Origin of the sequence: Agrobacterium sp. SORGH_AS 787 (assembly GCF_030819035.1) — a bacterium.
GTDB lineage: Bacteria > Pseudomonadota > Alphaproteobacteria > Rhizobiales > Rhizobiaceae > Agrobacterium > Agrobacterium larrymoorei_B.
On record NZ_JAUTBG010000001.1, the window covers coordinates 465,394 to 480,218 of the forward strand.

The window sequence follows — 14,825 nt, forward strand, 5'->3', positions numbered from 1 at the left end:
ACAATGATCCCGAAACTGATGCAATCTTTCGCTCTTCCTGTGGAGAAGGTGCAGGCATCCCGCCGGCAATTCATGCTGGGTGCGTTGGCAGTGGGCGGCGGTGTCGCCGTCGGCTTCCAAACGTTATCCGCCCTGCCTGCCATCGCCGCTGAGGCCACGACAGACGCGGATGGCGCGCTCGCCTTCACACCCTATCTGACGATTGACGGCCAGGGCAAGGTGACGGTTCTTTCGTCGCAGTTCGAGATGGGCCAAGGTTCGTATAACGGGTTGGCCACCCTGGTGGCGGAAGAACTCGATGCCGACTGGGCTTCTATTGAAGTGCTGGGCGCCGCCGGGAACGTCAAGGCCTACGGCAATCTCGCCTTTGGCGGTGCCATGCAGGGAACAGGCGGATCGACGTCGATGATGACCTCGTGGGAACGCTACCGCAAAGCGGGCGCCGCGGTTCGAGCTATGCTGGTCGCCGCTGCCGCCTCCGAATGGAAAGTCCAGCCTTCTGAGATAAAGGTTGCGGATGGTATCCTGTCTCACCCCTCAGGTCAGAAAGCTGGCTTCGGTGAATTTGCTGCCAAGGCTGCAACGATGCCTGTACCAACAGAGGTAAAGCTCAAGGAGCCTGGTGAGTGGAAACTGATCGGCAACGGGAAGCTGAAGCGGTTCGACAGTGCCCGGAAAACCAACGGAACTGAGCATTATACGATCGACGTCAAACTGCCTGGCATGCTGACCGCCGTCATGATCCATCCGCCACTGTTCGGCGCCAAGGTCAAGTCCTTCGATGCCGCAGCGGCGCGTTCAATCAAGGGTGTCATCGACGTCGTCGAGACACCCCGCGGCGTGGCCGTCGTGGCGGAGCACATGTGGGCTGCTATCCAGGGACGCGAAGCCACCAAGGTCGAGTGGGATGAAGCGACGGCCGAAAAGCGCGGCACGCCCGAGCTGATGACAATGTACAAGGATCTTGCGCGCAAGGCGCCCTCCGCCATAGCACGCAACGACGGCGACATAGAAGCTGGGTTTGCGGCGGCGGCCAAGGTCGTTGAGGCGAGCTTCGAATTCCCTTATCTCGCCCATTCGGCGCTGGAGCCTCTCAACGCGGTCGCGCGCAGGAACGATGATGGCACTCTTGAAATCTGGGGCGGACATCAATTCCCAGATGTGTATCAAGCACTTGCAAGCGAGATCGTGGGAGTTACGCCCGACAAGGTGCGACTGCACGTGCTGAAAAGTGGCGGCAGCTTCGGCCGCCGTTCAGTGTTCGACGGCGACGTGATTGTTGAGTCCGTCTATGTCGCCAAGGCCATCGGATTTCGGGCGCCCGTAAAGGTGCAGTGGACTCGCGAGGATGATATGCGCGCCGGGCGATATCGCCCTTCCTACGTGCATAATCTCAAAGCCGGACTAGACGCCAACGGAAAACTCATCGCCTGGAGCGATCACATCGTCGGACAGTCGATCGTTGCAAAGACGCTGTTTGAAAGCGTCGTCAAGAACGGCGTCGATCCGACATCCGTCGAAGGAGCCAACAACCTGCCCTATTCCATTCCCAATCAGATGGTTGGCCTGACCACGACGGAAGTAGGGGTGCCGGTTCTGTGGTGGCGTGCAGTGGGTTCGACGCATACGGCGTTTGCTGCGGAAGCGTTCATCGACGAACTCGCAGAGGCGGCCGGGCGCGATCCCATCGAGTTCCGTCTTTCGATGCTCGAACCGCAGTCGCGACATGCTGTCGTCCTTAGACTTGCAGCGGAGAAGGCGGGGTGGACGAAACCGCTGCCGAAGGGACGCTTCCGCGGTGTTGCTGTTGCCGAAAGCTTTGGCTCGGTCGTGGCACAGATTGCCGAAATCTCGACAGACGACGACGGCGGCTTCAAGGTCGAGCGGGTCGTCGCTGCGGTGGATTGCGGTCTTGCTGTCAACCCGGACCAGGTTCGCGCCCAGGTCGAGGGGAGCGTAGGGTTCGGTTTGGGCGCCATCATGGCTGAGGAAATCACCCTAACGGACGGCAAGGTCGATCAGGGCAACTTCGATATGTATACGCCGCTTCGCATCGATGCGATGCCCGACGTGGACGTGCATATTCTCGCGTCCTCCAATCCGCCCTCGGGCATGGGCGAGCCGGGTGTGCCACCGGTGGGTCCAGCCGTCGCCAACGCTGTCTACAAGGCGCTGGGGAAACGCATTCGCGTCATGCCCTTCACCAAAAGCCTGAACGCGTGATTTTTCCTTTCCCGGCCGCGCAGGCAGCCGGGGATGTTGTTCGCAGGATCTGGGTCCAGCGACGGAGAGCCAACTCTTTTCGAGGCCAGCTTTACTGTGCCTGCCGGACCGACGGGCTATCGCTTTATTTTCATTTCCCACAGTCGTCTCGACGTGTCCTATGGTACGCTCAGCGAGTTGTCAGTGGGGTAGACCGACATAGTTCTCTGCAAGTGCGGTGGCGGCCGCGCGTGACTGGACGAGATAGCCGAGTTCGGCCTCTTGTAATTTCTGTCCGAAATCGCCAGCGTCTGGGAAGCGGTGCATCATGGTTGTCATCCACCATGAGAAGCGCACGGCTTTCCAGACCCGCGACAATGCGCGCCGGGAATAGGCATCAAGCCCTTCGTCCGAACGCTCCTTGTAATGTTCGATTATCGCGTCACTCAAATAATGGACATCACTCGCCGCGAGGTTGAGGCCTTTTGCCCCCGTGGGAGGAACGATGTGCGCTGCGTCTCCCGCAAGGAAAAGACGCCCGAATCTTATTGGTTCGCACACGAAAGAGCGTAGTGGGGCGATGGACTTTTCGAAGGACGGAGCCGTTCTCATAGCCTCAGCGTGGTGAACTGGAAGACGGGTTCTGATTTCGTCCCAGAATCGATCGTCGCTCCATTTCTCAACTTTCTCATCCAACGGACATTGGATGTAGTAGCGACTACGCGTGTGTGATCGCATGGAGCAAAGTGCAAATCCACGCGGATGGTTCGCGTAAATCAACTCGTCATGAACAGGCTCGACATCAGCGAGAATTCCAAGCCATCCAAATGGATAGACCTTCTCGAACTCCTGGATCGCACGACGAGGAACGGCTTTGCGGGCAGCGCCGTGGAAACCATCACAACCCGCGATGAAGTCGCAATCGATACGAAATGGTGCACCATTCTTCTCATAGGTCACATATGGCTGGTCACCATCAAATGCATGAGGTTTAACATTGAGCGCGTCGTAAACCGTGAGATAACCGCCGCGCTCGCGCGCGTCCATCGCGTCATGTGTTACCTCTGTCTGGCCGTAGACCACGACGCGTTTTCCTGCCGTCAGATCCTGCAGGTCGATCCTGTGGTCGCCGCCGTCGAAGGCGAGTGAGAAACCACTATGAGGAAGACCTTCTGCATGAAGACGTTCGGCCAAACCGGCTTTTTCCAACAGCTGGACTGTGCCCTCCTCCAGCACCCCGGCGCGTACCCGCCCAAGGATGTAGTCTTTTCCGACACGATCAAGGATGACGTTGTCGATACCGGCATTGGAAAGACTCTGGCCTAATAGCAATCCCGCTGGCCCGGAGCCGATGATGACAACCTGTGTACGCATATTTCCTCCCGGTCTTTCTCTAACTTGGTCAATGGGATTGTGAGCGGTGCAAAATCACGTGTGCCGAAGCTGACAGAGGCTCCGCCCTGATATTCGTGCTCATTGAATTCCGCCAAATGGCGGTCGCTTGGCCTTGCAGACAAACGCCTCATCTCGCTTCAACGAAACGACATCACGTCACCCTGCCAACACCTCCTGCCGGGTACGGCGAAGCATTCTGATTTGTCATCACGGCGCATCGCCCGCCATGTAAAGCGGCGGGTTTTCGGCCCCATCGACGGGAAGCAAAACACCTGAGATAAAGGCTGCCTCATCGCTCGCCAGAAAGGTTGCAACATTTGCGACGTCGGAAACTTCGGCAAAACGGCCCAGGGCGATGGTGCCAACGATGTAGTTCATCAGCGGTTCGTTATCGGTGAGCTCACGGGTGAGCGACGTCTTCACCATTGTCGGGCAAATACCGTTCACGCGAATGTTGTACCTGCCGTATTCGAGGGCAGCGGACCGGGTCATCTGTGCGGTGGCGGCCTTCGACATGTTATATATCGCTTGCATGGGAGGTTGCCTGATCGCGGCAGTCGAAAGCATGTTGATGATTGATCCTCCGCCTGCGGAGATAAAATGCTTGGCAGCCTCCTGTGTGCCGAACCACGTGCCTTTGACATTCACGTCAAAGGTTCTATCGAAATCGGCGTCGGAAAATTCGTGGAAGCGCTTGCCTACTATTCCGATCCCCGCATTGTTGACCATGATGTCCAGACGGCCAAACGTCGACAGAGCAGCCTCAATTGCGCCTTGTGCTGCTTCACGCCTTGTCACATCGTAATCGACAAAAATCGCGCGGCCTCCGATCTCAGCAATAAGGTCGGCGGTCGATAGGTCGGGGCGCTCGTCGAAACTCCCTGGCCTAGGCGTCGTGATGATATCGCCGACGACAACATTGGCGCCTGCCCGCGCAAAGGCCACCGCGATGCCGCGGCCGATTCCCGTCGCGGCTCCAGTTACGATTGCCACCTTTCCATCCAGCGAAACGTTCATTCTTCGTCCCTTTGTTTTGTGATTTTGGTTTCAGCGAGACATGGAGCGCTGCCTTGCCCTTCTCAAAGCGCCGTGGCGCCCCCGTCGATCGCAAGAGCGGCGCCATTGATGAACTCCGCCTCGTCCCCGGCCAGGAACGCCGTTGCCGAAGCAACGTCGTGGGCTGTACCTAAGCGCGAGAACGGCGTTGCCTGTCGGAACCGTGCGGCAGTCTCAGGATCGTCCAGCGCGGAGCGGGTCATCGCTGTTTGAATCGGACCGGGCATGATCGCATTGACGCCGATTCCATGGGGACCGAAGTCGACGGCCAGCTGCCGAGTCAACGCAAGCACAGCACCCTTGGACGCGCAGTAAGCTGGCTCCAGCGGCAACCCGGAAACTCCGGCAGCGGAGGCGATGTTGATCACGCGACCGCGGGAACGGCCTGGCAGCGGCTCCTGCTGCATCATTTGACGCAAGGCGAATTTGCAGCCCAACCACACACTTTTGGCGTTGACCGCCATGGTCAGTTCGTAGTCCTCCTCAGACTGCTCGATCACAGTCTCCAGCCGGGTAAAGATGCCGGCATTGTTCACCATGATATCGAGGCGGCCAAACGTAGACGCCGCAGCCTCTACTGCGCCCGATACCGCCGCAGATTGGGTTACATCACATTCTACGAAGATTGCGTCTCCGCCGATTTCGGTGATGAGTTCCGCTGTCGAAAGGTCGGGGCGCTCGTCATAGCTGCCTTCCTTGGGAACACGAATAATGTCGCCGACAACAACCTTGGCGCCGGCCCGGGCAAGCGCAACCGCTATGCCGCGCCCGATCCCGGTCGTCGCCCCGGTGACGACTGCAACTTTTCCATCCAGCGATGCGCGCATGCTTGCTTCCTCCGTCGTGCGAACTTGTATTGAGAAAAGAGAGAGACGTTTCCGCTTCATTCCTAGACGGCGAGCCGAAGGTGCTTGTCGAACCAGCCAAGTGAAGCCTCAGCGGTCTGGAAAAAGTAATCGTCGTAGCAGGAGTAATGACCGCAGGGGAAAACGACGAGGTCCTTCTCCGGGCAGGGCGCACGTTCGAAGGCTTCTCGCGTCAGAGCGATCGGGATCAGGTCATCGTTTTCGGCACCAATCAGAAGGAGCGACTTGGGCGTGATCCTGCTGACATAGGCCATCGGCTCGAATCCGAACTGGGATTCCAGACTGCGGACTGTCACTTCGTTTTTCCAGTTCGGTGCGACTGCCGCAACTCGCATGCACCATTCCCAGGACTTTTTCGTCGGAAGGATGCACGGCGTTCGAGCAGGATCTTCGGATGCAATCGCTACAGTTTGCGGCGCTTGGCCGGCCGCACGTTGTGCGCGGTCCGTTTCGAACAGTCGCAACATGTTCTGGCGTATCTCGGCTGGCAGCATGTTCCAAATCGCGCCTCCGCTCAGGAAAGGCACGGTGCTGATCAGGCAGTGCACCCTCCTGTCCATGGCCAAAGCCTGTATGGCCGTTCCGCCACCATAGCTGGCGCTCCATACGCCGACGCGTTGAGGGTCGACGCCCGGCAGAGTCAGCGCAAAGGAAATGGCATCCCTGAAGTCAGAGACTTGCAGGAAGGGATCGATTTCCTGCCGGATACGTCCGCCGCTCTCTCCCAGGCTTCGCGGATCGTAGGTCAACACACCGAAGCCCGCTGCGGCGAAGTATTCCTCGAAGAAGTGCTCCGGGTAACCTTCCTTAACCGCACTGAAACCGTGGTGCATGATGATAAGCGGCTGCGGCGCCAATTCCGCGGATGCAGGCAGAAAGTGCCAGCCGCGCAGAGTGATCCCGTCGTCTGTGCGGAAGGCAATGTCGGTCCGCTCGTAAGTCCCCGTTGGCTCTGCCAATGACATAATGAATTTCCTCCTAGAATTGACGATGCAGTGCCCAAGCTGTCTGCTGCGGGCGTAGCATCCGAATGGTCTGTCGACGGATTAAGAGATCATCCAGCTCGGTTGCCCGAGCGCGCCCTCGCTTTCGAGTTGCGAGTCCGTTGTCCTTTTTCCATTTTCTTTTCCTCTCCCTGAAGCTCTCGTGCCAGATATGCCGGACGACACCGACTTCCTCGTCGACCCGGACACGATGCGATTTGCTTCTCTGCCTGCAAGCATGCCCACTCGCCGAAGTCGTGTCTTTGCACTGGCGGCCCATTAAATTTGCTTTTTGGGAACTAACGGCCACCAGCCTGCGATGAGCGGCGACTCCTACTTTGTGAAAAGTACATATTTTTCTGATGCTTAAAGATCTTTCGTCTTTCCTGAAGGGCCGTCAAATTGACACGAACCCCCAACCCCTTCACAATTTTCCGAAGGAGTTGAATTGGGAGCTGTCAGTGAAGTTGCGCGCGCCAAAACGGTCAGACGAAATGATCCAGGTCAGCGGTAATTCCGATGCCTGGGCAGCCTCGCTCGGCGCCATCTTCGTCGAACTCGACGTGGAGCAACTTGAGACGAAAGCGCCTACCGGGCGTATGTACCGCTACCCCTTCGGAGAGATGACGTTTATCCGGGCTATTACGCGCGGAGGTGCTCACCGCGCCGTGCGGTCACGGCGATTAATTCAGGCTTCGACGAAAAATGACTTCGTCATCGGATTCCTGATCAGCGGCAGTATGACCCTCACCCAAGGCTCTGGCCAGGCGGTTCTCAGACCCGGAGATATGGCCATCTTCGACAGCACTCGTGAGTACGCTATTGAGGTTTCGCGGGGATTTGATGCTCTGTGGATAGGCGTCCCTAGACACCGCCTTGAAGGCAGGCTGACTGCGGCGACCGAAGTTCTCGCCCAGCGCATCGACGGTGAGGCCGGTGTTGGTCATGTCGCGAGCAACATGTTGCGTGCAGCGTTGGAAGAGGCCCCCCAACTTCTCCCGGCAGAGGCAAGCCGCATTGCCAATCACCTGCTGGATCTGCTTAGCTTGGCCCTTGCCTCGCCCGGACGGGCCCCACCTCCACCAAGCCAAAGTCGCTACGTATCCTCCACCCTTCGGCGGGTTCAGGGCTTCATCGACACTCATCTCGACGACGAGACTTTGACACCAGACGTCATAGCCCAAGCCCATTACGTGAGCGTTCGCTACCTCAACAAATTGTTCGAGCGCGAAGGAACGTCCTTAGCTCGCTGGATCCGCTTACGGCGGCTCGAGCGATGCCGATCGGACATAGAAGATGCGTCTCAAGCTCAGCAGAAAATCAGTGACATCGCTTACAATCACGGCTTCAGAAACGTCAGCAGCTTTAATCGCCTGTTTAAAAGTTATTTTGGTTGCTCGCCACGAGCTTTGCGCAACCCCCGATAATTCGGCAAGTGGGACACTGAAACGGACTTATCAAGTTCGAGTACGACTTTGGCGCGGTCACCGCAGCTCCGGCAGCCTGCCCGGGCTTGAGGCTTTCCAACAAGCCTTTGATCTCCCGCGTGCACCGATTCAGCACAACAACGCCCCTTATTTCTTCTTGGGGAAGGTAAGCGGCTGAGAAAGCCGATCTCTTGAGAGATGGCCCGCACGGCATTCCAAAGGCTGCGTAGGATGTTGTGGAAAGCGTCATGAAGCCGTCATAGACTTCGAAAGGCCATTGCGGAGACGTTAAAAATCAGCGATTCCTATCCGAATGAAGCGTTCACGAAAGGACCGACCGGAGCCGTCTCGCAAACCTCGCTCGTTGCTACAGCAACTTGCCTTAATGCCAGACAAACTGTTCAACGGCGGGTTCCGATTGCAATATGGTGCCTTATGCTACCGATGGATTGCAGCAGATGACTTCCAGGTGCTTCTCATCACCTCCAGAGGAACCGGGCGGTGGGTGATCCCGAAGGGCTGGCCGATGAAGAAGAAGAAGCCCCACGAAGCGGCGGAGATCGAAGCCTGGGAAGAAGCTGGCATTCGTGGTCGGGTCAGGAAAAAACCGGTTGGCCGTTACACTTACCTTAAATGGCTGGATAACAGCGATGTCGCGCCCTGCGTTGTCGAAGTCTTCGAAATAGAGGTCAAAGACGTCGTATCCGAATACAAAGAGCGTGGCCAACGACAACTGGCGTGGGTGTCTTCAAGCGAAGCGGCGCGGCGCGTCCGGGAAGTCGAGCTCAAATCACTCCTGATAGATTTCAAACCGAAGAGCAGTTGATAGGAGGCTGGAAGCGCGGTTTCGAGGCGACCGACGTCCCTGCTAGAGCGCAAGTAGCCGATTGATTTAGAGCGCCCCCTTTCCTGACAGCACGGATGGGCAACTCTTCCGTGAAGAGGTTGAGGCGCAGAAATGTCCGTCACCCGAGGCGCTGGTTCCAGCTAGCGCCTCTGGCGGCGTCAAATTCAGCGAGCCAAATCTATCATCGTATCTTCGCCAATGGCTCCATCCTTCCGCATCTGCTCGCAAGTCGGTTCGATGCTTGAAGAACTCTGCTTGGACACGCGCCAGCTTCCAGTGCCTGACGCATATCTCCGTCGGTCTTCCTGTAGCAGATTCTCACGGTATGTTCCTTGACGAAGGTGTCATTGGTAGGGTGGCATGTCGTGAATACAAATGGATTGATGGACGCCTTACTCAAGTCGCGCTTCATCGTTTCTTCGACGGATCGCCAAGCGGATCGCGCAAATTCATCGTTACGATTGGGAACTGTGTCACACCATCGAAGTGTCTTTGGAATCCTATCAGTCTGTTACGCGTCAAGGCTCTCGGTGCTGTATACTTGTTTCGGCGTAAGCCGAGCTTCGCGCAACCAGGGAACAGCCTCAAACTGACGTAACGTAAAGATAAAAACGCCTGTTTTCAACGACTTAATCACTAATTAAGTTATAGAGTGATATCACTTCTGACATCAACAATTCTCTGGGGTGATAATGTTTTCACTGAACAAAAAGCGGTCGATTGCCGAGTTGGAAGCTCGACTGAATGATATTAAGGAACGGTCAGACCTTCTTGATGAAGCTTGCGGTATTGGACTTTGGGAAGCCGTGCTTCACAATGGGGATGCTATGCATGCCCAAAGCATCTGGACTTGGTCGCAGGAGTTCCGCCGCCTGATCGGCTTCAGCGATATTCAGTCCTTTCCGAACGTCGTTCAATCCTGGTCGGACAGGCTTCACCCTGATGACGTTGCTCCCACTTTCGCAGCTTTCGCCAAGCATCTTGAGGATAAGACCGGCACGTCCAGATACAATGTCAACTATCGGCTCAAAATGCGCGACGGTTCTTATCAGTGGTTCAGAGCGACAGGCGGTTGTGCTTACCAGCCCGACGGGAAAACCATCAGGGCGTGTGGCTCCCTTACGAACATCAATGATCAAATCGTGCTGAAAGAGCAAATGGAGCGCGAAGCCGCAAACGATCAAGCAGCGGTACTCGCCCTAGCCGACGCACTAGCACAACTCGCGCAAGGCAATCTGACGCATCAGATCACTGCCGAACTGACTGCCAAAACAGCTGTTCTGCGCTCCGATTTCAATGATACGACGAGCAAGCTACGCGAGACGCTGGAAGCGGTCACTGAGGCTGCGTCCAGAATTTTCGCCGGCTCGACCGAAATCCGCACTGGCTCGGACGATCTCTCCAAGCGGACTGAACAGCAGGCTGCATCATTGGAAGAAACCGCCGCTGCGCTCGATGAGATTACCGCCAACATTGCCAACTCTTCGAAGCGGACGGATGAAGCACGCTCCGTTGCAGTCCAGGCAAGCGCCAGCGCAACGCAGTCTGGTGATGTCGTCAACAAAGCTGTTGATGCCATGCATAAGATCGAGAAGTCGTCGAACGAGATTGCCAGCATCATCGGCGTCATCGACGAAATCGCCTTCCAGACCAATTTGCTGGCCCTCAATGCCGGCGTTGAAGCGGCGCGCGCCGGCGAGGCAGGCAAAGGCTTTGCTGTCGTTGCCCAGGAGGTGCGCGAGCTCGCCCAGCGCTCGGCCAAGGCCGCTAAAGAAATCAAGGAGCTCATCCGCAATTCCAGCGATGAAGTCCAAAGCGGCGTGAAGCTGGTCAGTGAAACCGGTCATGCGTTAAAGACGATCGAAAGCTATATCATCACCATCAACCAGCACATGGATGCGATCGCCACGTCGTCTCGTGAGCAAGCGGTGGGCCTCGCCGAAGTCAACACGGCCGTCAATCAGATGGACCAAGTAACGCAGCAAAACGCTGCAATGGTCGAGGAAAGCAACGCAGCCAGCGCTGGTCTGGTAAGTGAGGCCGAGAGACTTCACCACCTAATCTCGAAGTTTCAGCTTGGTGGCGCCCGCCACAACTCCTCGGCGGCTGGTGTTGCAACAGCTGAACACCGCGCAGTCGCTTCTCCGGCAACGAAGCTCGTTCGGAAGGTCGCCAAAGCGTTTTCGGGAAACGCCGCTCTTAAGGATAGCTGGGAGGAATTCTAAGTCCGATCCTACCTTTGATATCAAGCGCTGTTACAGCGCTTGATATCAGCGCGAGAAAGCGCATATTTTTCAATGAGATGCCGCTTTGTTGAATAATCAGACCCAGCGCAACGAACTGGCACAGGTGTGTTTCCAGCGTAGCCCTGCGGGCTACATCCTATCTTTAAAAACAACACCCAAAGAAACTTCGGTCCTACCGACATCCGCCGTGCATGCAAGGCATTCCGGACGCCGCTCCAAGGCGTTCCATATTTCTCACCAGCATTGAGTTGTATTGCCCGAGCCTATTCCAAGAGATGGCTAATCACCTTGCGCGGAAACACTCAACTTTCAGAGAATCCAAGAAAACCCCCATAAGGCGATCGCGGGAGCCCCACGCTTATCACCTGTCCATGCAACAGCACTGAAGGTCTCAAGCCTGAATTTCCGACCGACGGCTTCGATGACGCTGCTTCCCCCACAGAATACCCCTCCCGTTCTATGAGAGCCGCGTTGGGCTTTTGTTTGTTCGGATGATCTTATCTTTGAGCCGAGCGTTCTTCATATATTGGAGAGCTAGCGGCGGAGTGATCCTCCTCGCTAAAGAGTGCTTGGAGAGACTCCAAGCCGATAGGCTTACTAAAGAAGTAGCCCTGGAACTGGTCGCAACCTTCGGCCTGGAGCTGGGCGCATTGCTCTGCGTTCTCAACACCTTCAGCGGTGACGACGGCTGAAAAGCTCCTTCCCAGCCCAATCACAGCGCGCACGATCGCCAGGCTGTCTTTACAGTGTGCAACTTCGCTCACAAATGCCCGATCGATTTTCAGCTTGTCGAAAGAGAATTGTCGCAAATAGGCGAGACTGGAATAACCAGTGCCAAAATCATCGAGCGCAATTCTCACACCCAGATTTTTCAGGTCACGCAGCAACGCGATGTTTTCGTCGGTATCGGCGAGAAACACCGATTCCGTAATCTCAAGTTCCAGTCTGTCTGGAGCGAGACCGGACTTGGAAAGCGCTCTCGCAACTGACGCAGGAAGACCGAACCCGGAGAATTGCTTGGGCGACAAGTTCACGGCAACCGTGATCGAGCTCGGCCACTTTGCAGCCTCCATGCATGCTCTTTCGAGCACCCAGTTGCCGATGTCGTTTATGAGACCTGAATTCTCTGCAGCGGGAATAAATTCAGATGGCGAGATCGGCCCGTATTGTGGATGGGTCCAGCGCAAGAGCGCTTCACAACAAACGACTTTCCTTGTGACGGCATCGTAGATCGGTTGAAAGTTCAGATCCAGCTGCCCAGTTACAAAAGCGCTTCGGAGTTCGTCCCGCAACATTCGGTTCCTGTTAGCTCGCTCTTCCAGGACAATATGAAACAGCCGAACCCCTCCCTGACCGGAGGATTTCGCAGCGTAAAGAGCCAGATCCGCACGCTTGAGCAGTAGATCGGTACTTGCTCCATCCTTTGGGTAAGTGGCAATGCCGACACTGCATCCAATGCTCACCTTTCGCCCGTCGATGGTGAAGGGTTGCGAAAGAGCCGCAACAATGCGCTCTCCCAGCTTGAGCGCACTTTGATCGGTCCCTGTCTGCATTCGGTGGATCAATGCAAACTCGTCCCCACCCAACCTGGCGAGAACATCTGCTTTCCCTGCGATAGACATCAACCGCGCTGCGAGTTGACGCAAAAGTTCATCGCCGCCGTGATGACCTATTGTGTCATTCACGACTTTGAACCGATCAAGATCGAAAAGTAACACTGCGAACGGCTGCGGCTTCGAGATATGGTTTTGCATCTCGATCTGGAACGACCTGCGGTTAGGGAGGTCCGTTAAAATATCGTGGTGCGCGAGGTATTGAGTTCGTTTTTCAGCTTCTGCCGCCTCGGTTATGTCCTCGGATATGCCCAGGAGATAGCGAGCTTCCCCATCTGCATCGGGTACGCCAACTTTCTGCGTCCGCAACAGGCGCAGTCCTGCAGGTGTGGAAATGGTTTCATTGATCGTCGTGATCTTTTTACCGGCATGAATCGCTGTCCGGTCCGCATCGCTAAAGCGCTCGGCATCGGCGCTGTCGAACAGATCAAAGTCGGTCTTACCGACAAATTTATCTCTGGTTGTCCCGAGTAACTTCTCACCAGCCTTGTTCAGCAATACGAACTTTCCGCTGGATGCCTCCTTCACGAAAATCATCGAGGGGATGCTCTCAATGACAGCGTTCAAAAAAATCTGGGTGCTTGCGAGTTCGCTCTCCGCCTTGTCGCGCTCCGTCACATCTATGTTCGCAACGACAACACAATCCTTACCATTGTGGCGAAGACGGCGTGCGAAGGTTAGGATCTTCAGGGCCGTTCCCGAAGCTGTGATATGCGTTCCCGGCGACGAGGACTCATAAGATTCCCCAAAAGAGCATATGGTGGAACGAATAGCCGCGCGCTCTGCTTCCGGTCGTACATCCAGCGCCGTTTTCGTGAGAGCTTCCGCCCGAGAATAGCCGTAAAGTGCGCATGCCGCATCGTTAATCGCCACGAAATTAAGGGTCTTGGCATCAAAAATCCACATCGCGATCGGGTTGCGATCAAATAGCATTTCGAATGAGGCCTGCCTCATCTTACGCTCAGTGATGTCGCGAACAATAAGCCCCACCGACATGTTTTCCGCGCTCTTCCAAGCCCCAGCGGAAACCTCAATCGAGATCTGTTTCCCAGTTCGTGTTCGTCCCGTGCCTTCATATGGAGGAAGCGACAGCTGGTCTGTTTCTGAGACTGCGAATTTACGTAGAGCTGCTCGCAATTTTCGGTGGAACGCCGGAGATATCAAGCAGTTGATCGAACCATTGACCAAATCGCCATCCGCATATTCGAAAATGCGGTGAGCGCTCAGATTCGCATAATTCACCGTCCCCTCAAGATCGAAATGAATGATAGCATCCTGCGACGTACGGTTCAGACAGAGGGCGGCGCGTTGCATTTGCGATAGACGCTTGAGCTCCAGTTGATCGACTGCCAGCTTCGCCAGCGATGCGAGGATCCTCTTATCCTCATCTGAGAAGACCGCTCTCGGCACGATGTCGATGATACATAGCGTACCAAGGATGTTGCCGTTTGACGTTATTAGAGGCGCACCAGCATAGAACCTTATGAAGGGCTCACCTGTCACCAATCCATTGTCACAAAACCGCGGATCGGACTTGGCATCCGGCACTACCAGGACGTTGGTGCTCTCCAGCGCATGTGCGCAAAACGACACATCGCGAGAAGTCTGGCACGGATCAAACCCTTTTTGTGCTGCAAACCATTGTACATCTTCTTCGACCAGGGAAACCAATGAGGTCGGCGTGTTGAATATCCTTGCAGCAATTCCGACGATCTCGTCGAAAGTGTCATCTTTCTCTGCTCTGAGAAAATTATAGGTGCGAACCTCCGCCAGTCGAGCACGCTCGGTGGAGGCATTCAGACTCGATGAGGGAGATCGCATGACTAGGCCTTAGCAGGTCCGAGAGGTCGTTGGTTTATCTATACTTTTACCGCATAGATTTTACGGACCGCTAAATAATCGAAGTTAATAAAATACGGAAAAACGAAAATGACATGCTCTTCATGCGTGGCGTCAAGCAACTATCGCACTTGAACGCCCCTCAGCTAATACTCGCTCTCGGTACTTCTAAGATTGTTAGCAAGCAATGTCCGACAGGGAATGTCGAAAAATCCGGGCGTAATAAACGCTATAGGGCGTCAATCGACCGCGTTTGCCGTCCGGTTGGTCGAAATATCAGCGTCACGAGCTATCGATCACTATGACAAAGCAACCGCGGCGCAAACCGGCCTACCACCGCGCATCACGGGT

Annotated in this window: 9 protein-coding genes; 4 read left to right on the plus strand and 5 right to left on the minus strand. The window is 55.8% G+C overall.

The window, feature by feature from the left end; translation table 11 throughout:
- Positions 1-3: 3 nt before the first annotated feature.
- Positions 4-2,223: a xanthine dehydrogenase family protein molybdopterin-binding subunit gene (locus QE435_RS02005; RefSeq protein WP_349040048.1), complete on the plus strand. Its 2,220-nt coding sequence runs from the start codon at positions 4-6 to the stop codon at positions 2,221-2,223.
- A 180-nt stretch (positions 2,224-2,403) separates the two neighbouring features.
- Here the strand turns inward: QE435_RS02005 and pobA are convergent, their stop codons facing one another.
- From pobA to QE435_RS02025, 4 genes are all read right to left on the minus strand, one after another.
- On the minus strand, positions 2,404-3,576 hold the full coding sequence (gene pobA / locus QE435_RS02010) for a 4-hydroxybenzoate 3-monooxygenase (RefSeq protein ID WP_349040049.1): 1,173 nt from the start codon (positions 3,574-3,576) through the stop codon (positions 2,404-2,406).
- Positions 3,577-3,804: 228 nt separating this feature from the next.
- Positions 3,805-4,614, minus strand: a complete 810-nt coding sequence (locus tag QE435_RS02015; protein WP_349040050.1) for an SDR family oxidoreductase — start codon at positions 4,612-4,614, stop codon at positions 3,805-3,807.
- A gap of 62 nt (positions 4,615-4,676) precedes the next feature.
- Entirely contained in the window at positions 4,677-5,480 is an 804-nt protein-coding gene (locus QE435_RS02020; protein WP_349040051.1) for an SDR family oxidoreductase, read from the minus strand.
- A 62-nt stretch (positions 5,481-5,542) separates the two neighbouring features.
- On the minus strand, positions 5,543-6,484 hold the full coding sequence (locus QE435_RS02025; protein WP_349040052.1) for an alpha/beta hydrolase: 942 nt from the start codon (positions 6,482-6,484) through the stop codon (positions 5,543-5,545).
- A 380-nt stretch (positions 6,485-6,864) separates the two neighbouring features.
- On the opposite strand from QE435_RS02025, the gene QE435_RS02030 reads away from it, so the two are divergent.
- The 3 genes from QE435_RS02030 (at position 6,865) to QE435_RS02040 (ending at position 11,001) form a co-directional block, all read left to right on the plus strand.
- The gene (locus QE435_RS02030; protein ID WP_349040053.1) at positions 6,865-7,929 is read left to right on the plus strand and encodes a helix-turn-helix domain-containing protein; all 1,065 of its coding nucleotides are present in this window, start codon (positions 6,865-6,867) and stop codon (positions 7,927-7,929) included.
- A 313-nt stretch (positions 7,930-8,242) separates the two neighbouring features.
- Entirely contained in the window at positions 8,243-8,755 is a 513-nt protein-coding gene (locus tag QE435_RS02035; protein WP_309769291.1) for an NUDIX hydrolase, read from the plus strand.
- 713 nt (positions 8,756-9,468) lie between these two features.
- Entirely contained in the window at positions 9,469-11,001 is a 1,533-nt protein-coding gene (locus QE435_RS02040) for a PAS domain-containing methyl-accepting chemotaxis protein (RefSeq protein WP_349040054.1), read from the plus strand.
- Positions 11,002-11,519: 518 nt separating this feature from the next.
- On the opposite strand, the gene QE435_RS02045 is transcribed toward QE435_RS02040, so the two are convergent.
- Complete coding sequence (locus tag QE435_RS02045; protein ID WP_349040055.1) at positions 11,520-14,456, minus strand: EAL domain-containing protein; 2,937 nt, start codon at positions 14,454-14,456, stop codon at positions 11,520-11,522.
- Between the last annotated feature and the right edge of the window lie 369 nt (positions 14,457-14,825).